The following is a 23,392-nucleotide window of genomic DNA, read 5'->3' on the forward strand; positions in this document are numbered from 1 at the left end:
TCATCCGTATCATCTCCCCTTATAAGTAGTATACATAACCGTCCCTTACATGTACACTATATAGGGTCTAGTACAGTTATCGTGTGTTCCTCGTGTGTACAAATCTGTTTTAAATAAACCAATACGACAAAAAAATGAAAATAAATAACATAAGTTTGGTATATAATGGAGTAAAAAGTCGCCGTCCCAATTACACCATGGGGCTCTGATGGATGCGCTTAGCTCAGGAGGCGGAGGAGGTGGAGGCAGTCCCCCACCCCCAACGAGAGAAGAGCGAAGGGATAGCTTTAATAGTGGTGCAGGAAGAAGGCCTTCAGGTGGGGCGAGCAATACAATAATTCTTTACGACCCCTCGAAAGAAGCAGCTAGAGAAGATGCATTAAGACAACAGTACAACAGTGCAGATAATTTTTGGCAGAGAGGTTTAGTAGTTGGAAAAGCAGCTATCAATTCATGGGGGAAAAGATACAGATATGCGAAAGCTAACTATCAAGCTAATATATATAATAGAACTGGTATAAGTCCAAATGTATCAGGGGCCGCTTTGGATACAGCAGCTTTTTATGCCGGTGGGAATGTGCTGTTTGGTGGTGTAGCTAGTGGAGTTAGGTCTTTAAGGGGTATAGGCGGGAATGTAGGAGGTAATGTTAGTGTTCCCCAAAAGGCTAAAATATAGTTAATCAAATACAAAAAAATAGAGGTGTAGCTCCCAGGGGTGGGGTTATAAAGGTGGCAGAGTGTTTAAAAATGATGGTAGGGGTGGTGGTCAGGTTCTACCAAAAAAAACAACATACAGAGAATATGATGTTAATCGATATATAAAAGGGCAAAATAGGGGCGGAGAAAGGGTAGTTATAGGAAAAGATGGATCAGCGTGGTATACTAATGATCATTATAAAACTTTTACTCGAATAAAATAATGTAATTGGGGTGTTAATTTGTTATTAAGGTTAAATGAACCATATTTTCATGTAGTGGTGGGAGCGGAAACAGAATTTATTGAGTTTTTAAAGTACAGACAAGTTACTTATAAATCAACAGTTGTTTCAAATCTTATTAAGGGTGATAGTTGTAAAACGACAAATGATTTTTATGATGAATTTTCTAGGGTTTTGCAATTTCCGGATTATTTTGGGTACAACCTTTCGGCCTTTGACGAGTGTTTAAATGATTTAGAATGGATTGAGGCAGATGGATATGGCTTATTTGTGAGCAATGCTCATCTTCTTCTAGTTGATAATGCAAAAGTACTAGAAGCAGTAATTAAATTATTGCATAACGCAGCGAGGGAATGGGCTAACGGTAGAGAATTTGATGAATTTGGAACTCCCCCTACTCCATTTCATATATTCTTACACTGTCCGATTGAAAATCAAAAGGAAATAAGGTTGCGGTTAAATAAAGCAGGGGTTAGTGAAGTTGAGGTTGAAAAAATAGTTCTATGATAGTGAGTTATATAATATTTGTGAATTGAAATTAGTTTTTTAAGATCTTAAGGGATATTAATTCCTTAAGGTCTTTTTAAACTTATAACGAAAAATCATTTAGAATAAATACAAATAGAGGACAGTAACTTTTATACCATCATATATGGAAAATATTTTGACATAAAAAGAGTAGTAATAATAAAAGATTAAAGGCAAAGGAATCTACAAATTATGGAAATAATAGGAATAAATAAAAATAAAACTATTGGTATATATTTAAAAAATTACTAATTAATTGAAGGATTTTTAAATAATTTGTCAAATATGGTATAGGTCAATAAAATTGCATGATAATTTTAAAACTATAAAAAGAAAAAGGCAAACCTGCTGAAAAGCGGGGGCGCAAAGCCACAGGTCTAAGGTAGATCTTCTGCTATGATGGTTGGGTTGCCGAATAGGTTACAAGTACCGACACCACAGTTACCGCAAAATTAATATCACTGTTACCCTAAAGCAGCCTGAATCATTTTGGCTGCTTTTTGTTTTTACCTTTATCTCTAGAAGGAATGTTGGATATGGCAGAGAATTTGCAGCGGCAGTAACAGTAGATGCAGGCATTACAGTGGGCTCATCTGTTGCAGGTGCTATGATAGCCGGTGCTATGGCAGGTTCTTTTGCTCCAGGAGTCGGCACTATATTTGGAGCGGTAGTAGGCTTAAGTGCAGGCTTAATAGCTAATGCAACTATAAGAAAACCTGCTATAAATCAAGTGAATTCATTTTTCGGTCGATTCAGAGCAAGGTAGGAAGGTGATGAACAATGCATAAGATTATAGAAGAAAAGCTAGATTCATGTATAGTTGTCAAAAATCAAAGGTATGAATTAAAACTTAAAATTTTTGAGCCTACTGAAATTAGAAAGTTAATACCCTGTTTATTTGTTAGCAGCTTATTTCCTGTATTTTTTCTACTTTTTATACCTCCATCTCCAAGTGAGTGGATTTCTTTTAATAAAATTATTTTTATTCCGTATACTTTGTTAAGTGTTTTATTGTTTGTTTTTGCACAAAGGTTTAGAATTACTTTATTTTCTTATATGTCTTTTAGTAATACTCTAATCACACTAAACTTTTTAGTTTTAGGTTTACAAGCAATGAATCAATTAAATCTAAAGTCAATTGTAATAATAGGGGTGACATATGGAATAAATTTAATTTTAATTATTTTAAATAGAGAAAAAATATTAATCTGGGTAACTAACTCAGGCGGAAATGAAATAATATTTCCAGTGATGGTAGCTACTATAGGAGCAATTGCAGGAAGGATCATTTACTTATTTGTTCCAGATTTAGCACTCACAATAGGCGGTTTAGTTTTCGTTTTTTCCTCTTATATATTTTTAATAGGTATCCCTTTGAATTTATATAAGTGGTACTTATTGAAGAAAGAAGGTCTATAGGAGTTGGCTAAGCCAACTCCTTACTTATAAGGTTTTAAAAAACAAGCTCTGTCGATATCGCGAAACAGTAATGGCGACTACAGGTGCTTTTGCTGCGGGAATAGATCTTTTTGGCAGACTAAAAGGAGTTACAAAAACATCAGCAGTAACTATATCAAGTAGATTTTTAAGAAGAACTGCCGTAGTTGGTGCAGCATTAAACGTATTAGATGGGATAAATGATTTTAATAGAGGAAAAAGAAGAAGAGGAGCAGGAAAGATATTAGCTGGGGGAGCAATGGCTGTTGGTTTAGTTGCTGGGGCAGTAACGGCGCCAGTATGGGCCCCTTATGCTGTGGCTGGTGGAGCCGTAGTTGGTACCGGAATTGCTACCTACGATGCAATCCAAGCTTGGAGAAGGAGAAGGAGGGGTTAACAGATGAAATGGGCTAAACATTTGACAAAAGAACATAAACAAACAGATAAATATAAGGTGTGTATAAGTATATACTTTGGTTCATGGGGCTTTCTGCTTATGGGTATTTTTAATGTACTATGCATGACTTACATAATAATAGACACTATAATAGACACTCAAAGAATAATTATTGAAGAAGTTAGATTGATCGCGCTTGGGATAGGTTTTATATATATTGGTATAGAAATACAAAAGGTTTTTAGAAATGATATACCAAAGTTAGATTGGGACGAAGTTATAGAGGAAGAACGGGCAGAAAAGGAGAAAAGGAAACAGAATAAAAAGAAGTGGTTTTAAAAAAGGGGCTATTAACAATGGAGGAAATATGAAATTTCCTTAGATAAATACATATAAAAGATATGCTTATTTAAAAAAGATCGGTATCTAAATGTTAATAACTCATTTAGATACCGACCTTTTTTTATTAATGGTTTAAACAACTTATTTTATGGAAATATATTTAAATAGGTATTGAAAAAAAATAAAAAATTATTTATAATAAATTTAAAAGTCAAAGAAAGTCTAAAAGGGGTGTCATCAATGCCGAGGATGAGTGATGTAATAGAAGCATTTATTAAAGAATTGTTTCAGGAAGGCAGTTATCAAACTGTTGAAATACAGCGAAATGAATTAGCAAAATATTTTGATTGTGCCCCATCACAAATAAGCTATGTTTTAACGACTAGATTTACCCTAGGTCAAGGGTATCGTATCGATAGTCAAAAAGGTGGGGGAGGTCATATTAGAATCAGTAGGATATTGGTAGATACAAATGCTCAGGCATATAGAATAATTTGTGATCAAATTGGAAGTGAAATCAGTAAAAATCAAGCGGAAGCGTTACTTCGGCATCTATATGAGCAAAAGCATATAAATGTAAGGGAGTTAAATATTATAAAAGCAGCCATCGATGATCAAGTAATTAGCACACCTTTAAATATAAAGGATAAACTAAGGGCAAAAATCATGAAAAGTATTATAGCTGTCGTATTGGAATAGGAGGGGTTATTTTGTTGTGTCAAGAGTGTAATAAAAATCAAGCCACTGTTCATTTAACCAAGGTTGTTCAAGGAAGAAAGGCTGAAATGCATCTATGTGATGTATGTGCAAAGGATAAGCAGAGCAAGAGCTTTCAAGATTCCTTCTCGATTCACAACTTTTTAGCTGGTCTTTTAGATATTAACACAGAAATGGGCTATACCGAGGGAAACAAGGGGTATGGTTTAGTATGCAGTAAATGTAATACATCTTATCAAAATTTCAAAGAAGCTGGAAAATTAGGTTGTAACCATTGTTACGTTGAATTTAAAGATAAACTAAATCATTTAGTAAGGCGGATACATGGGAACGCTGCACATACCGGAAAGATACCTAAAAGATCCGGAGGGATTATTCAATTAAAAAGGGAAGTAAAACATTTAAAATTAGCATTAGATGAAGCGGTTAAAAAGCAGGAATTCGAAAAAGCCGTTGGTCTCAGGGATGAAATTAAGGCCTTGGAAGCAAGAATTAAGGATATGTAGGAGGAGGGAATGATATGGCAAAGTGGATAAAAGAAGCTGGACCCCAGTCAGATATCGTACTTAGTACAAGAGTTAGGTTGGCTAGAAACTTTGAAGGTAAATCTTTCCCGCATCAACTAAATAGTGAAGAGGCGAAGGAAATTACGGATACAGTTTTTAATACTGTTCGATTAGGGAATGAATCCTTTGAAAAGGACTTTAAACTGATAGGGATGGATGGGATTGATGAATTAGAACAACTAAATTTATTAGAAAGACATTTAGTAAGCCCTGATCTTATAAAAAATACAGGCATTGCCAGTGTTCTTCTAAACACCGAGGAAACCCTAAGTATACTAATTAATGAAGAAGACCATATTAGAATACAGTGTTTACTACCCGGTTTTCAATTACAGGAAGCGTGGGATACGGCAAATAACTTAGATGATTTACTAGAGGAGAATATAAAGTATGCCTTTGAAGAGCAATTAGGTTACTTAACCGCATGTCCAACGAATCTAGGGACCGGTATCAGAGTATCGGTTATGTTGCATTTACCCGCACTGACCTTAACAGGACATATACAAGGGGTACTTAAAGCCGCTGGACAAGTGGGGCTAGCTATTCGGGGAATATATGGTGAGGGTACGGATTTTTTAGGACACTTATATCAGCTTTCCAATCAAGTGACCTTGGGTGCTACGGAACAAGAAATTATATCAAACATTAAAGATGTAACGACACAGGTGATCCAAAATGAGCGCTCTCTTAGGGAACAACTAATGATGACTAGGAAATTAGAGTTAGAAGATAAAATATATAGATCCTATGGCATATTGAAAAATGCAAGAATAATGACTAGGAAAGAAGCCATGACACTTATTTCTGATGTAAAACTTGGCATGGCCCTAGGTTTGGTAGAAGATATTTCTATTGAGAAGCTTAACGAATTAATTGCATTAATCCAACCAGGGTGCTTACAAAAGCATTTTGGCAAAGAATTGACCGATAGTGAAAGGGATTTTAAAAGATCACAATTAATTAGAGAAATGTTATAGATAGGGAGGTTATAAAAATGGAAGGACGATTTACAGAAAGAGCAAATAAGGCAATTATTTTAGCCCAAGAGATTGCACAACATTATGGCCAAAACTATGTGGGTACAGAGCATCTACTTTTAGGGTTACTTCATGAAGGTGGTGGCATTGCAGTAAAAGTACTAAAAAATATGGCCATTGAACCAAAACAAGTGCAAGAAAAAGTAGGAAAAATGATTGGGGGAACAGAGAAACAAGGGAATTTATTAGGCTTTACCCCTAGAGTAAAAAAAGTTTTCGAACTTAGCTTTTTAGAAGCAAGGGCTATGGGACATAATTACGTTGGGACGGAACATTTACTTTTAGGTATGATAAAAGAAGGGGAAGGAATCGCTGCTAAAGTGCTAGTAGAACTTGGGGCAGATTTAGATAAAGTTAGAGAAAAAATACTGGAGTCTCTAAACCAGGGAAAAAGTCAATTTTACCCTCAAAATAAAGAAGCGAAAACAAAGAAAAATACCCCAGTGCTAGAGCAATACGGACGGGATTTAAGTCAACTAGCAAGGGAGGGTAAAGTAGATCCTGTTGTTGGTAGAGATAAGGAGATACAAAGAGTTATTCAAATACTGTCTAGAAGAACAAAGAATAATCCATGTTTAATAGGTGAGCCAGGTGTTGGAAAAACTGCTGTAGCCGAAGGCCTTGCCCAAAGAATAGAAGAGGGAAATATTCCAGAGATCTTAAAGGAAAAGCGCGTTGTTTCCTTAGATATAGCGGCTCTGTTAGCCGGAGCAAAATACCGAGGTGAGTTTGAAGAAAGACTTAAAAAAATAATGAATGAGCTAAGTCAGGCCCAAGATGTTATTTTATTTATCGATGAATTACACACAATTGTAGGTGCTGGAGCAGGAGAAGGCTCTGTTGATGCTGCTAATATTTTAAAACCTGCTCTTGCTAGAGGGGAACTGCAAACAATTGGTGCAACAACACTAGATGAGTATAAGAAACATATTGAAAAAGATGCTGCACTAGAAAGGCGATTCCAACCTATTATAATAGATGAACCAACTGTAGAGGATACAATAAAAATACTTTTAGGTATTAGAGATAAATACGAAGCACACCATAGAATTAAAATAACCGATGATGCACTAAAAGCTGCGGCAGAGTTATCCCATAGATATATAGCAGACCGGCAACTGCCGGACAAAGCAATTGACCTTATTGATGAGACGGCATCAAAAGTAAGATTATCTATATTTACAGCACCACCTAATCTTAAAGAGTTAGAAGAAAAATTAGAACAATTATCAAAAGAAAAAGAAGAAGCGATTAGTTTACAAGATTATGAAAGAGCAGCAAAAATTAGAGATGAAGAAAAAAGCTTAAATGAAGTTCTAGATAAAGAACAAAATGCTTGGAAAAACAAGAATCAATCAACTGATGCGCTGGTTACAGAAGATCGAATTGCAGAGGTAGTAGGAGAATGGACTGGAATTCCTGTTACTAAAATTAAAGAGGAAGAGTCAGAGAGACTACTGAAAATGGAAGAAATTTTGCACAGTCGCGTTATCGGTCAAAAAGAGGCGGTAAAATCAGTTTCAAGAGCGATACGAAGAGCCAGAGTAGGATTGAAAGATCCAAAGAAACCGATTGGTTCATTTATCTTTCTCGGACCCACTGGTGTAGGTAAGACGGAGTTATCTAAAGCAATAGCAGAAGCAATGTTTGGTGATGAAAATGCAATGATTAGGGTAGATATGTCGGAGTTTATGGAAAAACACACGGTTTCTAAATTAATTGGTTCACCACCAGGATATGTAGGATACGACGAAGGTGGTCAATTAACAGAAAAAATAAGAAGAAGACCCTATTCAGTTATATTATTCGACGAGATAGAAAAAGCCCATCCGGATGTTTTCAATGCACTGCTACAAATATTAGATGATGGCAGGTTAACCGATGCGAAAGGTAGAACCGTAAGTTTCAAAAACACAATTATTGTAATGACTTCAAATGTAGGAGCCCATACAATTAAAAAGCAGAGAACCCTAGGTTTTGCGACAAATGAGACGCAACTTGCACAAAGTGAATATGATAAAATGAAAGAAAACGTGATGGATGAATTAAAAAGAACCTTCAGACCCGAGTTCTTAAATAGAATTGATGATACAATTGTATTCCATGCTTTGGAAAAAGAAGATATTACTAAAATTGTAGATTTAATGTTGACTCAGCTTGTAAATAGACTGGTTAAAGAAATGGATATAAAACTAGAAATAAGCAGCGAAGCAAAAAAATTCATTGCTGAAGAAGGTTACGATACTCAGTTTGGCGCAAGACCATTACAAAGGGCAATTCAAAAAATGGTAGAAGACCCCTTGTCAGAAGAATTGTTAAAAACGGAAATAACAAAAGGGGATCAAGTTTATATTGATTTAGACAAAGAAAAAGAAACGTTGACATTTAGTAAAAAATAGAGACAATAAAGAACCTATAAGATAGATATGTATAAAAAGTCTATTTATATAGGTTCTTTATATTTAAACGATAAATATGGTATAATTTTTTTAACCTGCATAAAGTGTCAATGGGTGTAAGTATTACAATAGACTTTATATAAATGCTAAATAAAAGTGTAAAAAGTTTAAATAAATATAAGAAAAATAGGTGATATTTGTGGCAAAAGTAAAAACAAAGTTTATGTGTCAACAATGCGGCTATGAAAGTCCTAAATGGTTTGGCATGTGTCCTGGTTGTAAACAATGGAATACAATGGAGGAGGAAATAGTAGAAAGCAATAAATCCTTTAAAAGATCGACCACTATTAAAGGCGGTGCATCCCCGCAGCCCATAAAAGAAGTTGAGATTGGTGCATATAAAAGATACGATACGCAGATTTCTGAGCTTAATCGTGTTTTGGGGGGAGGATTAGTTAAAGGTTCGTTGACACTAATTTCCGGAGAACCAGGGATTGGAAAATCCACATTGATTCTCCAGGCAGGTAGTGCAATTGCAAATATGCATGGAACAACACTATATGTGTCTGGAGAGGAATCAGAAGAACAAATAAAAATGCGTGCAGAAAGATTAAACACATTGGGGGACAAGCTTTACATAGTTTCAGAAACCAATATTAACAACATAGAGAAATTCATAGATGATCTAAAGCCCATGTTTTTAATTGTTGATTCTGTTCAAACCTTGTTTAAAGAAGAATTAAGTGCTGCGCCGGGGAGTGTCTCACAAGTTAAAGAAAGTGTGAACAATCTAATGCGTATTGGAAAGTCTAGAAATATTCCAATTTTTCTAGTTGCTCATGTAACAAAACAGGGGGAGTTAGCAGGGCCCAGAGTTCTAGAACATATGGTTGATACGGTACTACATTTCGAGGGGGAAAGAACACAAGAATTTAGGATACTACGTGCATTGAAAAATCGATTTGGTACTACTAGTGAAATAGGGGTTTTTGAAATGAGACAGGAAGGTTTGGTTGAAGTTTCCAATCCATCAGCTATTTTTCTTGAGACCCTTACTCAAAAGGCTGAGGGATCTGTAGTTGTTGGAACTGTGGAAGGCACAAGACCACTATTGGTTGAAATACAGGCATTGGTCACTAATTCAAATGCTGGATTTCCAAGGCGAACAACTATTGGAGTTGACGCTAATCGACTAAATTTAGTAATAGCTGTTTTAGAAAAAAAAGTAGGACTCCCTCTGAGCAACCAGGATATTTATATAAATGTTGTAGGAGGACTTAAATTAGAAGGAACATCTGGAGACTTGGGCATAGCTATGGCTATATTCTCAAGTGTAAGGGGGATACCTATAACATCCGGAGAAATTATTGCTATAGGAGAAGTGAGTTTAACAGGAGAAATTAGGCCTGTTACACATATGGAGAAGCTTATAAAGGAAGCGGAAAAAATGGGATTTAAAAGTTGCATAGTACCTAGCAAAACAAAAGAAAAGGTGGATAAAAATTCACAAATGAAACTAATAAGGGTGACAACATTGCGAGAGGCCTTGGATTTACTATTGCATTAGAGCGAAATATTATGGAAGTAAACAAGTTAATATATACCTAAAAAAAGTGGCAATTTCTGCCACTTTTTTTATAGAAGTCCATACTTACCTAAAGTTTTCAATTGATTATTGTAGTAGTCCTTAAGAAGACTGTCTAAGTCCGTGTTTAGTAAGTTGCAAAGAGCAGCTAAATAGAAAAAGTGATTAGCAATTTCCTGCTCAACTTTTTCACGGCACATTTCACATAAACTACCTGACATATGGTCTGAAATATAATCTTTTGATTCAGAAAAGGTTACATCAGCAGGAATCTCTTGTTTTTTTCCAGCTATTTCAGTACATCCACAGTAAGTAGATGACTTAGCAACGGCACGATTAATTTTAGCGTTACTTTCCTGCATTTTTGTTAAAATATCTAAAGCACTTCTGTGCCTTAAAAGAACGTTATCCACTTTTTCTTGAAATTCTTCCAAACATAATTGCTTCATAAAAAACCCCCTATAACGAGTGTGTCTAATATAATTATACTTTTTTTATATAACAATTGTCAATTATAGTATGAAGGAAAAACCGTAGAAGTATTAGATAAAAATAGACAAAAAATTCGTTGACAATAAGCGTTTTACTATGATAGAATTATAATTTATTTGACATGGTGCCAATAATTGTGTATAATGTAACTAAAGGATTACATTGGAATAGGAGGGGCAACATGTTTAATATCGGAGATAAAATTGCGTACCCAGTACATGGTGCGGGTGTTATAGAAGCAATTGAAGAAAGAGAAATATTAGGTGAAATTAAAAAATATTATGTAATGAAAATGCCTTTGAGCAATATGAAGGTAATGATACCTCTAGATAATATGGAAGAAGTGGGGATCAGACCTGTTGTTACACAACAAGAGGTTGATGATATTTTTGCAATTTTAGCCGCAGATGAAACGAAAATGCCCTTAAACTGGAATAGAAGATATAGAGCAAACATGGATACAATTAAAAGTGGAAATATTTATGAAGTAGCTGAAGTTGTTAGAAACTTAACTTTAAGAGATCGAGAAAAAGCACTATCTACGGGTGAAAAGAAAATATTAAATAATGCAAAGCAGATACTTTTAAGTGAAATTATTCTTGTATCTAATATAAATGAAGATCGCGCTTTAGATTTAATTGAAGAATCAGTAAAATAATTAATTGCCTCTAATAGAGGCTTTATTTTTTTAGATTTATATAAAACGCTAGGCTAAGGTGATTTCATGGTTAACTAGAGTTAACATACACACAAATCAACCGTACTCGCGATGAGTACTATGTATACTTAAGATTCAATTTAAAAATGAAATTAGGTTAAATCCTCATATAATTCCAAAGGTAAATTATGAAAAGAGTATGTTATAATAGACGAAAATAAGTTTTTACTATTTTTTCATATAATTTGATTTAAAATAACAGAGTATGGGAATAATTGTGAAATGGAGGTGAAATAATGATAAACCGATTTGTAAGAGGAGTATTAACGGTTTTAGGTGCATTTACAGGATACATTATTTATTTTTATGTGAACAATTTGTTTGAAAGTTTTACTGGTATTACTTATATTATTGGAATTATTCTATCTTCCTTAGCAGGAGGAATATTACTATTTCTAGCTTCTCCTTGGCTAATCAAAAAAGGGAGAGATGTTGCCACTTGGATTGAAAATGAATTAGCAAATGTACCAATTACAAGCATTATACTAGGGTCTGTTGGTTTGATTGTGGGACTTATAATTGCTCATTTAATTAGTCAATTACTTAATAATACACCAACGCCTATAGGGACTGTTTTATCGACGGTTATTTATATATTTATGGGTTATTTAGGGATTACTATTTCCACTAAAAAGACAGATGAGATTATGAATATACCCAATATGTTAAGAAGAGCACCATTAAAGGAGAGAGATGGTACATTAGTAAATAACCTATCCCCGAAAATTTTGGATACAAGTGTAATTATTGATGGTAGAATAGCAGATATTTGTAAAACTGGATTTATAGAAGGCCCTCTTGTAGTGCCGGAGTTTGTGCTAAAAGAGCTACAACAAATTGCTGATTCTTCTCTAGCGATTAAAAGAAATCGAGGTAGACGAGGACTGGATATATTAAACCTAATGCAAAAAGAATTAAATATAGAGGTTAAGGTCCATACACTAGACTTTGAAGATATTCAGGAAGTTGATTCAAAATTATTAAAGTTAGCCCAAACAATTAATGGCAAAGTATTAACAAATGATTATAATTTAAATAAAGTTGCTGAATTTCAAGGTGTACATGTCTTGAATATTAATGAGCTAGCTAATGCTATAAAACCAGTTGTATTACCTGGGGAAGAAATGCAAGTTCAAGTAATTAAGGATGGAAAAGAATCCGGTCAAGGTTTAGCTTATTTAGATGATGGTACAATGATCGTTGTCGAAGGTGGCAAAAAATATATTGGTCAAGATATTGAAGTTTTAGTGACTAGTGTACTACAAACCGCTGCGGGCAGGATGATTTTTGCAAAACCTAAATCTATGGTTGATAAATCAGCGTAAACGAAAAACTCCTAGAAAAAATCTAGGAGTTTTTATTTTAGAAGGCTGGTGATTCTAAGAATATCTGATTTTAGTAGCAACAATACACTATTTATCAAGATAGAGGATGAAATTTTCTCCAATTATGATAAACTTATCTTAAGGAAGTTGAAAATTCTTTTTAAAGGAGGAAAAACGTGAATTCAGTTGTAGTAGTAGCTGGGGGGAAAGGGTCCCGTATGGGAGAAGGTTATAATAAACAATACATATCTTTAAATGGCAAACCTTTAGTTGCCCATACATTAGAGGTGTTTGAAAAAAATATAAATATAAATGAAATAATTCTAGTTGTACCTGAATCCGAAATAATGTACTGTAAGGAGAATATTATACAAAAATATAATATAAATAAAGTTTCGTCGATTGTGTCAGGAGGAAAAGAAAGGCAAGATTCTGTATATCAAGGACTTTTAGCGGTTAACAAGGAATGTCAAGTCGTTCTGATTCATGATGGTGCTAGACCCTTTGTTACAGATCGTATAATTGATGAAAGTATTAAGAAGACTCAACAAGCAGATGCTGTCATTGTAGGAGTTCCTGTTAAAGACACTGTTAAACTTGTTGATGTAAACATGAGAGTAACGGACACACCGGATAGAAAACGATTATGGTCAGTACAAACACCCCAAACCTTTAAATATGAAGTAATTATACAAGCCTACGAAAAAGGAAGGACATTAGGTATAGAAGTGACTGATGATGCTATGATGGTTGAAAAAAATGATGGGATTGTCAATGTTGTACAAGGGGACTATGATAATATCAAAATCACAACACCTGAAGATTTAACTGTCGCAGAGAATATACTAATGAAAAGAGAGGGATTGTAATGAGGGTAGGTATTGGATATGATGTTCATCGTTTAGTAAAAGACAGAAAATTAATTATTGGGGGAGTTAATATACCCTATGAAAAAGGATTGTTGGGACATTCGGATGCGGATGTGCTAGTCCATGCAATTATGGACGCATTATTAGGTGCTGTAGGACTAGGAGATATCGGTAAACACTTTCCTGATACTGACGCTAAGTTTAAAAATGCAGATAGTTTAATGTTATTAAAAGAAGTTTCTGTATTATTAGAGAATCATGGATATACTATAAATAATATTGACGCTATAATTGTGGCTCAAAAGCCTAAAATGGCACCGCATATAAACGATATGAGACAAAATATTTGTAACGTTCTCGGAATAGATATAGGCTGTGTTAATATTAAAGCAACGACAACGGAACAATTAGGATTTGAAGGAAGAGAAGAAGGAATATCATCCCAAGTAGTAGTAAGTGTTCTGCCGCAACAAATTACATATTAAGTAGGAAAACATAAAGATTATATATAGTCGATTATTCCATAAAAATATATTTTAGGTTACTAGTTTTTTTAAAAAGGTTGACGTCTTATCAATTATGTTTTATTCTTATAAAGAAAAATGCATTGAAGAGGAATAGTAGAAAAACGAATTTAGACAGAGAAAAACCCATGGCTGAAAGGTTTTACTATGTTTTTTGAACCCACCTTAGAGCAGTTCACTGAATTTAGTAGGTGATACCGGTAGGCGCCGTTATGTCTTGAGTGAACCTCTTAAAGAGGTTAATTAGAGTGGTACCACGGGATCTAAATCTCTCGTCTCTATCGTATAGGGATGAAGGGATTTTTTTATTATAAAATTTTAGGAGTACATAAGTTAGCTAAAGTTAAAATTATTGTTTGTAAGTATAATTTAATACAATAATTTGTATAACTTTTTAAGCAACTAAAATTAAACTTTAACGAATATAAAAAAGCTTAGTGTAGCAAGAGAGGAGACTTATAATGGGAAAAAAGAACAAGCAATTTGTAGAAGAAATCACACCAATGGAAGTAGATTTTGCACAATGGTATACGGATGTCATACTAAAAACAGATTTAGTTGATTATTCTCCTGTGAAAGGATTCATGGCGATTAAACCATATGGTTATGCAATTTGGGAAAACATACAACAATATATGGATAAACGATTTAAAGAGACGGGTCATAAAAACTGCTATTTTCCACTGTTAATACCAGAGAGTCTATTACAAAAAGAAGCGGAACATGTAGAAGGTTTTGCTCCAGAGGTTGCCTGGGTGACTCATGGAGGAAAAGAAGAACTAGCGGAAAGACTGTGTGTTAGACCTACATCGGAGACAATTATTTGTGAAATGTACTCAAAATGGTTAAAATCTTACCGTGACTTGCCGTTTCTATATAATCAGTGGTGTAGTGTTGTAAGATGGGAAAAAAGCACAAGACCATTTTTAAGAACATCTGAGTTTTTATGGCAAGAGGGACATACACTACATGAGACCTATGAAGAAGCCCAAGAAGAAACCCTAAGAATGTTAGATATATACAAAGAGACAGCAGAAGAAGTATTGGCAATGCCAGTAGTTACAGGGCAAAAAAGTGAAAAAGAGAAGTTTGCAGGTGCATATGCTACCTACACAATGGAAGCCTTAATGCACGATGGAAAAGCGCTGCAAGCAGGAACATCCCATAACTTGGGAAAACATTTTACGGAAGCCTTCGACATTGCATATTCTGATAGAGACGGTGAGTTGAAAAATCCATACCATACATCTTGGGGGGTATCTACGAGGTTAATTGGTGGTTTAATTATGGTACACGGAGATAATAGGGGATTAGTATTACCACCTAGAGTTGCGCCTACTCAAGCTGTTATTGTTCCAATAGCTTCCCACAAAGAGGGTGTATTAGACAAAGCTATGGAAATATTCAGTGATTTAAAACAAGAAATAAGAATGGAATTAGATGATAGAGAAAACTACTCACCAGGCTGGAAATTTAACGAGTGGGAAATGAAAGGTGTACCTGTAAGAATAGAAATAGGGCCAAAAGATATAGAAAAAGGGCAAGCTGTTTTATGTAGGAGAGATACATTAGAAAAAGAAGTTGTACAATTAGACAATTTAAAAGAAAGGGTACAATTACTTTTAGATGATATACACAATAATTTATTATATTCAGCTAAGACGATGCGTGATGAAAAGACCTACTATGTTAAAAATCTAGAAGAAATGAAAGAATTAATGAGTACAAAGCCAGGATTTGTAAAGGCCATGTGGTGTGAAGAAAGATCCTGTGAAGAAAATATTAAAGAAGACACAGGCGTAACGGTTAGATGTATACCTTTTGAACAAGAACACTTAGGTGAAACTTGTGCTTTTTGTGGGAAACCAGCAGAAAAAGTGGCTTACTTTGCAAAAGCTTATTAATAGATACTTAAGTATTACGAAGAAAGATATAATGCTATATAGTTAATATAAGTTAAGTAGGAGGATATAATGATGACAGTGAGAGTAAGGTTTGCACCAAGTCCAACGGGATTTGTTCACATAGGAAGTTTAAGAACTGCACTATACAACTATCTACATGCTAGAAAAAATAGTGGTAAATATATACTAAGAATTGAAGATACGGACCAAAATCGATATGTTGAAGGCGCAATTGAAAATATGCTCAGTGCAATGCAATGGGCAGGGGTCAATCACGATGAAGGTGCTATAATAAGAAATGATGATTTAGTACAAATCGGAGAGTATGGGCCCTATGTCCAGTCAGAAAGGTTAGAGGTTTATAAAAAATACATTGAAATACTGATTGAAAAAGGACAAGCATATTATTGTTTCTGCTCTAAAGAACGTCTGGATGAAGTAAGGGACGAACAAAAAAAAGCAGGATTAAATCAAAAGTATGACGGAAAGTGTCGGGAGTTATCCAAGGAAGAAATTAAAAAGAAGCTAGATAATGGGGAAACTCATGTAATAAGACTTAAATTACCTGAAAACTACGATATTAAATTTGAAGATGTTGTTAGAGGCAATGTTGTTGTAAATACAGTTGATATGGACGATCAAGTATTAATTAAGTCTGATGGTTTTCCGACTTATCACTTTGCTGTAGTTGTTGACGATCATTTAATGCGTATAACCCATGTGATAAGAGGGGAAGAATGGCTTATATCTACACCAAAACATGTATATCTATATCAAGCTTTTGGTTGGGAAGTACCACTATATGCACATTTACCAAATATACTAAATGCAGATAAGAAGAAACTGAGTAAAAGGCAAGGAGATGTAGCAGTAGAAGACTTTATGAAAAAAGGATATCTTCCGGAAGCGTTGGTTAATTACATAGCTTTATTGGGCTGGAGTCCAGAAGATAATCAAGAAATATTTTCAATGAAAGAACTAGAAGAAAACTTTTCTTTGGAACGTGTTTCTAAAAGTGGTGGCGTTTTTGATATAAATAAGCTTAACTGGGTAAATGCACATTATATTAAAGAAAAACCGATTGAAGAAATAACAGATCTTGCCATACCATATCTTATTGAATCTGGTTATATTGCAGAGGGACAAGTGCAAGAGAAATATGACTGGATAAAAGATTTAGTTTCAATTATACGTATTAACCTTAACAATTTAAGTGAAATTGGGGAAAAAGTAGCCATGTTTTTTAACGATGAATTTAAACTGTCTGAAGAAGCTACTGATGTGATCGCAGAAGAACATGTACCTGAGCTATTAGAATTGCTTAAAACTAAAATTAATAATGCAGATAGTATTGACGTATCTGATATAAAATCTATAATAAAAGAAATACAAAAAGAACTTGGGGTAAAAGGGCCTAAATTATTCAAACCTATTAGGGTAGCAGTAACAGGGGAATCTCATGGACCAGACTTACCTCAAATAATGAAAATTTTAGGTAAAAAGAACATGCTGTTACGCATAGACTATGTAGTGAACAATTTTATAAAAAAAGTGTAGAATAGGAATAGTAGGATTGCGCAACCTGACAGAGATGAACTGCCTTAGGCTGAAAGTAGTTCTTAGGAATAGCTTGATCTGAATGCACCTAGGAGCTGCTTCCTTGAATTAAAGTAGAGAGAGCCGGGCAAGCCCGTTATAGCTATTAAGAGTGGAAAGTATTCAACCAGAGTGGGACCGCGGAAAATTCGTCTCTGATTTATCAGGGACGAATTTTTGTTTTTGTATAAAATGTTAGAATTTGTAATTGGAGGGCGTGTAATGATTAAATTTTTTGGAATGATAAAAGAAGATATAAAAGCAATATTTCAAAGAGATCCAGCAGCAAAAAACATATTAGAAGTTCTCTTGTGTTACCCTGGATTACACGCCATTATCATTCATCGTATTTCTCATGGCATGTACAAAAAAGGTTTGGTAATACTGCCAAGAGTTATGTCAAATATAGTACGATTTTTAACGGGGATAGAAATACATCCAGGAGCAAAAATTGGTCGACGGGTTTTTATTGATCACGGTACCGGGGTAGTTATAGGAGAAACCGCTGAGATAGGAAATAATGTTACGATTTATCAAGGTGCAACTTTGGGAGGAACAGGTAAGGAAAAGGGAAAACGACATCCTACGATTAAAGATAATGTAGTTATATCCGCAGGTGCTAAGGTATTGGGTCCCTTTACGGTGGGAGAAAACTCAAGAATTGGTGCAGGTTCAGTTGTTTTAAAAGAAGTGCCAAGCAACTGTACTGTTGTTGGTGTTCCAGGAACTGTTGTTGTTAAAGATAATAAAAGAGTTGCTTCCGTTCAAGATGATATTGATTTAGATCATATAAAGATGCCTGACCCTATTGCAGATGAATTAAAAAGGTTGAGAAACAAAATAAATGAATTAGAATGTGAAGTCAATAATCTGAGGAGGGATTAAAAATGAAACTATATAATACACTTACAAAAAAGAAAGAGGAATTTGTACCTATAAAAAAAGGCGAAATAAAAATGTATGCTTGTGGACCTACGGTATATGACTATTTTCATATTGGTAATGCACGTACATTTTTAACCTTTGATGCAATGAGGCGCTATTTTGAGTATAGGGGCTATAAAGTTGATTTTGTACAGAATTTCACAGATATAGATGATAAAATTATTAATAAAGCAAAAGAGGAAAATACAACCTCAGAAAAAATTAGTAAAAAATATATTGAAGCTTATTTTCAAGATGCAGAGAGTCTAGGCATTAAGAAGGCAGATATACATCCTAAAGTAACAGAAAATGTAGATGAAATTATAAACTTTATTGAAAAGTTAATTGATAAAGGATATGCTTATGCAATCAATGGAGATGTGTACTTTAATGTAGATAAATTCGAATCCTACGGTAAGTTATCAAAACAAAGCTTACAAGATCTTCAATCTGGAGCTCGGATAGAAATTAACGAGAACAAAAAGAATCCATTAGACTTTGTATTGTGGAAGTCAGCAAAAATTAATGAACCAAGTTGGGATAGTCCTTGGGGAAAAGGGCGTCCAGGTTGGCATATAGAGTGTTCAGCAATGGCTAAAAAATATTTAGGTGAAACAATTGATATTCATGGTGGAGGAGGAGACTTGATATTTCCACATCATGAAAATGAAATTGCCCAAAGTGAAGCTTGTTCTGGCACAACCTTTGCTAACTACTGGATGCACGTAGGTTATTTGAATATTGAGAATAAGAAAATGTCCAAATCACTCAATAACTTTTTCACATTGAGAGAAATTAGGCAAGAGTTTGACCTGGAAGTATTGAGATTATTTATGTTATCCTCCCATTATAGAAATCCAATCAACTTTAGTAGGCAACTTCTTGAATCATCAAAAAGCGCATTGGAGAGGTTATATAATGCCAAGGAAAGTTTGGAACATCATATTACTATTTCAAAAGATAAAGAATTGACAGATGACGAAATGGAGATATATAACAAAGTCCTAAACTTACAAGATAAGTTTGTACAAGTTATGGACGACGATTTTAACACTGCAGATGGTTTGGCAGTTATATTTGATATTGTTAAAGAAACTAATACAAAATTGAATAGCGAAAAACCTAAAAAGCTTTTAGAGGATTGCTTGAAAGTCCTGTGTGAGCTGTCTGGTGTATTGGGACTACTACAAAAAGAAAATCAAAACATTACAGATGAAATAGAATCCCTAATAAGTGAAAGACAGAACGCTAGAAAGGATAAAAATTTTGCTTTAGCTGATGAAATAAGGGATAAACTAAAGTCTATGGGAGTTATATTAGAAGATACTCCCCAGGGAGTAAAGTGGAAAAAGCTATAAAAATATTTTTAAAAGAAGGAATTCGGGAGTGTATGTCGAAGAAAATAAGTGGCACTAAATTAAGTATGGTGTTTTAACCGTAATAAAAGAACTATCTGAGATTTAGCTGAAAATGTTGTGTTTGGCATAAAAATTGCATTTAAATAATGCGGTAGCAACATCCATAAAAAAAATGGGGGTGGCATTGATGAAAAGTGTAACGTTAGATGTTATTAAGGTAGGCGACAAAGCAGAGTTTGAAAAAACAATCACAGAAACAGATGTGTACATGTTTGCAGGGATAACTGGTGATTTAAATCCTGCCCATGTAAATGAAAGAGCATCATCAGAAACAATGTTCAAGGGGCGAATTGCTCATGGAATGTTAAGTGCTGGATTAATCTCCGCAGTTCTAGGTATGCAACTGCCAGGACCGGGAACTATTTACTTAGGTCAAGAACTGAAATTTTTAGCGCCTGTAAAAATAGGAGATACTGTCAAAGCGATTGCGGAAGTGGTCGATGTTGATAGAGAAAAGAACCGTATCACGATTAAAACTACTTGTGAAAATCAAAAAGGCAAAGTAGTACTAGACGGGACTGCAAAAGTAATGGCTCCGGTAAAATAAATTACATATTTTTTAAATTTATAATTAAACTATTGCTATGTGTATTATGATTGTATTTTTTACAATCAAATTATATAAAATTTAAGGAGGAAGTTAAATAATGAGATTACAAGGAAAAGTAGCATTTATTACAGGATCAACAAGAGGTTTAGGAAGAGCAATTGCAGAAAGATATGCTGAAGAAGGAGCTACAGTTGTTATTAACGATAGAAGTGCTGAAAGCGTTGATGCAGTAGTAGCTGAATTAAAAGAAAAATTCCCTAACGTTGCTGGATTTGCAATGGACGTTACAGACAGAAAAGGTGTAGAGGATACTTTTAATAAAATTGTTGAGCAATTTGGTACGATTGATATTCTTGTTAACAATGCTGGTATTACAGCAGACGCTCAACTTTACAAAATGACTGAAGAACAATGGGATAACGTTATGAACGTAAACCTAAAAGGTGTATTCTACTGTTCACAAGAAGCTTTAAAAGTTATGAGAGAAAAACAATATGGAAAAATTATCAACATATCTTCAGTAGTTGGATTATATGGAAACTTCGGACAAGTAAACTATGCTGCTACTAAGTTTGGAGTAATTGGAATGACTAAGTCTATGGCTAAAGAAGTAGGAAGAAAGAACATCAACGTAAATGCTGTTGCACCAGGATTTATCGCTACTGAAATGACAGCTAAAATGCCAGAAAAAGTACTTACAATGATGGCTGACAAAGCACCACTTGGAAAAATTGGAGAGCCAGTTGATATTGCAAATGCATGCTTATACTTAGCATCAGATGAATCTAAATTTGTGACTGGTACTACACTATCTGTAGACGGTGGAGTTGTACTGTAGTTTTACAATCTTAAATTGAAGTATCTAGGAGGTGGGGGGTAACCACCTCCTTTTTATATAAAAAGATAATGAAGTTTGGCTAATATGCAAAAGAAAATTAGAACTTTTAATTTGATAATAAATGTGAGGAGTATAGAACCATGCCAAAAGTAAAAATAAATGGAGTAGACATTCATTATATTCTTGAAGGTGAAGGAGAAGAAGTATTAGTTATTTTAAATGGCATAATGATGAGTGCGAATAGTTGGAGAGATTTTGTACCAACGTATGTCGAACGGGGATATAGAGTGTTACGTGTAGACTTTAGGGATCAAGGGCAGTCAGGGTCATCTCCTGATTTTTATCCAACAGAACAACACGCTGAAGATTTAAAAGGATTGCTAGATTATCTTAATTTAAAAAAAGTAAACATCTATGGAATTTCCTATGGTGGCAGAGTGGCAATGATTTTTGCAATAAGGTATCAATCCTATATCAAAAATCTGATATTAGCAAACACTACTTGTGATATTTCTAATTTAATTCGTTCTGTAGGGTTATCCTGGGAAGAGGCTGCAAAAGCTTATGATGGTGCATTTTTCTTAAAAATAATTCAGCCATTCATATATAGTCATCAATACTTTGAACAAAGTTGGGATGAACTAAAAAAACAACCAGAATATTTTGATAAGATACTTGATAAAGAATGGTTTGATCGTTATATACGATTATCTCGAAGTGGAGACACTTATGATGTAACTGATCAATTAGGGCAAATAACTGTTCCAACTCTGGTAATCTTGTCAGAGGATGATATGGTTACACCTTATGCAGATATGATTAAAATTCATGAAGGGATAAAAGGTTCTAACTTTATCTCTATACCTAATTGTGGGCACGGGTCTTTTGCAGAAAAACCTGGTGAGTTAAACACTTTAATTTTAGGGTTTTTAGCGCTACATAAATAGACAGAATGCAGGTTGTATAATAAGTGTGTTTATTATACACATATTATCGACGAAGCATGTTTGTGGCAGAGAGAATGATTTAAAATACTACAAAATTCAGTGAGCATGTCCATTTAATTGGACGATTGAGTAAAAGTGAGCGTTATATTTAAACACGATTAATGTAGAACTAGCTAATTTAAACGTTGTTTTTTGCCTAATTTGTAGGCATGAAAATTGCATTGTTAGTCAAGTGGGCAGTGGACCAATGCCGCTGACCCTAATATATACTTTAACGGGAGGTTAATGTAATGAAAGAAACACATGTTGGTATTGTGGGTACTGGTATTTATATCCCAGATAATTATATGACAGCTAAGGAAGTTGCAGATGCGACTGGTGGAAATTGGACAGAAGAGGCAGTAGTTAAAAAACTAGGATTTAAGAAAAAACCTGTCCCAGGTGAAAATGATGGGACACAAGAGATGGGTGTTAGAGCTGCTAAAGACTGTCTAGAAAGAACCGGTGTTGATCCAAAAGAAATAGACTTGGTTTTAAGTATCGGAGAAGAGTGGAAAGAGTATCCCCTAACAACAACAGGAATTTACATACAAGAGCAAATTGGCGCTACAAATGCGTGGTCTCTTGATTTACAACAACGTTGTTGTAGTTGTGTTAGTGCCATGAAAATTGCAAAAGACATGATGATGTCAGATGATGAAATTAACACAGTTATGATCGTTGGTGGATATAGAAATGGGGACTTCGTAGACTATAAAGACCCTAACATGTCAATGATGTACAACCTTGGTGCAGGTGGTGGAGCGATTATACTAAAGAAAAACTACGGTAAAAATGCACTTCTAGGGTCGCACATTATGTCTGATGGGTCACTAGCTAGGGACGTTGGGGTTCGTTACGGAGGAACAGAAAATCCGATTAATGCAGAAAATGCTAATAAAGCTTATAGATCATTGGAAATGTTTGATGCAGAACATATGAAAAATCGTCTGAATGAAGTTTCTATGGATAATTGGATGCACTGTATAGATAGAGCAATTGAGAAATCAAATAAAAGCAAAGAAGATTTAGGGTATTTAGCTGTGCTACATTTTAAATATTCAATGCATAAACATATGTTAGGATTATTAGGGTTAACAGAAGAACAGTCAGTTTACCTAGAGGATTATGGACATATTGGACAAATAGACCAAATTTTATCACTACAATTAGCTTTAGAAGAAGGCAAAGTGAAAGATGGTACAGTTATTTCTATGATTGCTGCTGGAATTGGATACGCTTGGGCAGCTAATGTGATAGAGTGGGGACCTGTAAAATAACCAACAATAACAAGGAGGAAAT

At 34.4% G+C, this 23,392-nt stretch carries 25 protein-coding genes, 1 riboswitch and 2 other annotated features; of the genes, 24 read left to right on the top strand and 1 reads right to left on the bottom strand.

What is annotated here, in order from left to right; genetic code table 11:
* Positions 1–208: 208 nt before the first annotated feature.
* The 12 genes from RH915_RS10410 (at position 209) to radA (ending at position 9,928) form a co-directional block, all read left to right on the top strand.
* Complete coding sequence (locus RH915_RS10410) at positions 209–676, top strand: hypothetical protein (RefSeq protein ID WP_310479887.1); 468 nt, start codon at positions 209–211, stop codon at positions 674–676.
* Positions 677–737: 61 nt separating this feature from the next.
* On the top strand, positions 738–920 hold the full coding sequence (locus RH915_RS10415) for a ribonuclease domain-containing protein (RefSeq protein ID WP_442985505.1): 183 nt from the start codon (positions 738–740) through the stop codon (positions 918–920).
* 18 nt (positions 921–938) lie between these two features.
* Positions 939–1,445 carry a barstar family protein gene (locus RH915_RS10420; protein ID WP_310479890.1) on the top strand — a complete coding sequence of 169 codons (507 nt, stop codon included), beginning with the start codon at positions 939–941 and terminating at the stop codon, positions 1,443–1,445.
* A 349-nt stretch (positions 1,446–1,794) separates the two neighbouring features.
* Positions 1,795–1,882: riboswitch (cyclic di-GMP riboswitch) on the top strand.
* A complete protein-coding gene (locus tag RH915_RS10425; RefSeq protein ID WP_310479891.1) occupies positions 1,870–2,232 on the top strand; it encodes a hypothetical protein in 363 nt (120 codons plus the stop codon). Its footprint overlaps the riboswitch before it by 13 nt.
* Positions 2,233–2,246: 14 nt before the next feature.
* Positions 2,247–2,885, top strand: coding sequence for a hypothetical protein (locus RH915_RS10430; RefSeq protein ID WP_310479892.1), 639 nt, complete (start codon positions 2,247–2,249; stop codon positions 2,883–2,885).
* A gap of 70 nt (positions 2,886–2,955) precedes the next feature.
* On the top strand, positions 2,956–3,300 hold the full coding sequence (locus tag RH915_RS10435) for a hypothetical protein (protein ID WP_310479894.1): 345 nt from the start codon (positions 2,956–2,958) through the stop codon (positions 3,298–3,300).
* 3 nt (positions 3,301–3,303) lie between these two features.
* Positions 3,304–3,639, top strand: a complete 336-nt coding sequence (locus tag RH915_RS10440; RefSeq protein ID WP_310479895.1) for a hypothetical protein — start codon at positions 3,304–3,306, stop codon at positions 3,637–3,639.
* Positions 3,640–3,882: 243 nt separating this feature from the next.
* On the top strand, positions 3,883–4,341 hold the full coding sequence (locus RH915_RS10445) for a CtsR family transcriptional regulator (RefSeq protein WP_310479896.1): 459 nt from the start codon (positions 3,883–3,885) through the stop codon (positions 4,339–4,341).
* A gap of 11 nt (positions 4,342–4,352) precedes the next feature.
* Positions 4,353–4,865 carry a UvrB/UvrC motif-containing protein gene (locus RH915_RS10450; RefSeq protein WP_310479897.1) on the top strand — a complete coding sequence of 171 codons (513 nt, stop codon included), beginning with the start codon at positions 4,353–4,355 and terminating at the stop codon, positions 4,863–4,865.
* Positions 4,866–4,879: 14 nt separating this feature from the next.
* Positions 4,880–5,902, top strand: coding sequence for a protein arginine kinase (locus RH915_RS10455; RefSeq protein WP_310479898.1), 1,023 nt, complete (start codon positions 4,880–4,882; stop codon positions 5,900–5,902).
* Between the two features lie 17 nt (positions 5,903–5,919).
* On the top strand, positions 5,920–8,361 hold the full coding sequence (locus RH915_RS10460; protein ID WP_310479899.1) for an ATP-dependent Clp protease ATP-binding subunit: 2,442 nt from the start codon (positions 5,920–5,922) through the stop codon (positions 8,359–8,361).
* A gap of 199 nt (positions 8,362–8,560) precedes the next feature.
* Entirely contained in the window at positions 8,561–9,928 is a 1,368-nt protein-coding gene (radA, locus tag RH915_RS10465; protein ID WP_310479900.1) for a DNA repair protein RadA, read from the top strand.
* A gap of 68 nt (positions 9,929–9,996) precedes the next feature.
* On the opposite strand, the gene RH915_RS10470 is transcribed toward radA, so the two are convergent.
* Entirely contained in the window at positions 9,997–10,395 is a 399-nt protein-coding gene (locus RH915_RS10470) for a DUF1573 domain-containing protein (RefSeq protein ID WP_310479901.1), read from the bottom strand.
* Between the two features lie 224 nt (positions 10,396–10,619).
* On the opposite strand from RH915_RS10470, the gene RH915_RS10475 reads away from it, so the two are divergent.
* From RH915_RS10475 to RH915_RS10530, 12 genes are all read left to right on the top strand, one after another.
* Complete coding sequence (locus RH915_RS10475; protein ID WP_310479902.1) at positions 10,620–11,096, top strand: CarD family transcriptional regulator; 477 nt, start codon at positions 10,620–10,622, stop codon at positions 11,094–11,096.
* Between the two features lie 296 nt (positions 11,097–11,392).
* Positions 11,393–12,481 (top strand): PIN/TRAM domain-containing protein, encoded by a 1,089-nt coding sequence (locus RH915_RS10480; RefSeq protein ID WP_310479903.1) that lies wholly within the window; start codon positions 11,393–11,395, stop codon positions 12,479–12,481.
* Positions 12,482–12,657: 176 nt separating this feature from the next.
* Entirely contained in the window at positions 12,658–13,350 is a 693-nt protein-coding gene (gene ispD / locus RH915_RS10485) for a 2-C-methyl-D-erythritol 4-phosphate cytidylyltransferase (protein ID WP_310479904.1), read from the top strand.
* Complete coding sequence (ispF, locus tag RH915_RS10490; RefSeq protein ID WP_310479905.1) at positions 13,350–13,835, top strand: 2-C-methyl-D-erythritol 2,4-cyclodiphosphate synthase; 486 nt, start codon at positions 13,350–13,352, stop codon at positions 13,833–13,835. Before ispD ends, ispF begins: the two co-directional genes overlap by 1 nt.
* A 113-nt stretch (positions 13,836–13,948) precedes the next feature.
* Positions 13,949–14,157 (top strand) — a binding site (T-box leader).
* A 178-nt stretch (positions 14,158–14,335) separates the two neighbouring features.
* Complete coding sequence (gene proS, locus RH915_RS10495; RefSeq protein ID WP_310479906.1) at positions 14,336–15,778, top strand: proline--tRNA ligase; 1,443 nt, start codon at positions 14,336–14,338, stop codon at positions 15,776–15,778.
* A gap of 72 nt (positions 15,779–15,850) precedes the next feature.
* A complete protein-coding gene (gltX, locus tag RH915_RS10500; RefSeq protein ID WP_310479920.1) occupies positions 15,851–17,335 on the top strand; it encodes a glutamate--tRNA ligase in 1,485 nt (494 codons plus the stop codon).
* Positions 17,324–17,534 (top strand) — a binding site (T-box leader). (Overlaps the previous gene by 12 nt.)
* Positions 17,535–17,596: 62 nt before the next feature.
* The gene (gene cysE / locus RH915_RS10505; protein ID WP_310479907.1) at positions 17,597–18,259 is read left to right on the top strand and encodes a serine O-acetyltransferase; all 663 of its coding nucleotides are present in this window, start codon (positions 17,597–17,599) and stop codon (positions 18,257–18,259) included.
* Between the two features lie 2 nt (positions 18,260–18,261).
* Positions 18,262–19,656, top strand: coding sequence for a cysteine--tRNA ligase (gene cysS / locus RH915_RS10510; protein ID WP_310479908.1), 1,395 nt, complete (start codon positions 18,262–18,264; stop codon positions 19,654–19,656).
* A gap of 187 nt (positions 19,657–19,843) precedes the next feature.
* Positions 19,844–20,263: a MaoC family dehydratase gene (locus RH915_RS10515; protein WP_310479909.1), complete on the top strand. Its 420-nt coding sequence runs from the start codon at positions 19,844–19,846 to the stop codon at positions 20,261–20,263.
* A 100-nt stretch (positions 20,264–20,363) separates the two neighbouring features.
* Positions 20,364–21,104 carry a 3-oxoacyl-[acyl-carrier-protein] reductase gene (gene fabG / locus RH915_RS10520; protein WP_310479910.1) on the top strand — a complete coding sequence of 247 codons (741 nt, stop codon included), beginning with the start codon at positions 20,364–20,366 and terminating at the stop codon, positions 21,102–21,104.
* Between the two features lie 140 nt (positions 21,105–21,244).
* On the top strand, positions 21,245–22,051 hold the full coding sequence (locus tag RH915_RS10525) for an alpha/beta fold hydrolase (RefSeq protein ID WP_310479911.1): 807 nt from the start codon (positions 21,245–21,247) through the stop codon (positions 22,049–22,051).
* Positions 22,052–22,341: 290 nt separating this feature from the next.
* Positions 22,342–23,370 carry a 3-oxoacyl-ACP synthase gene (locus RH915_RS10530; protein ID WP_310479912.1) on the top strand — a complete coding sequence of 343 codons (1,029 nt, stop codon included), beginning with the start codon at positions 22,342–22,344 and terminating at the stop codon, positions 23,368–23,370.
* Positions 23,371–23,392 lie beyond the last annotated feature (22 nt).

The organism is Serpentinicella sp. ANB-PHB4, assembly GCF_031432315.1.
In the GTDB taxonomy this organism is placed as follows: Bacteria; Bacillota; Clostridia; order Peptostreptococcales; family Natronincolaceae; genus Serpentinicella.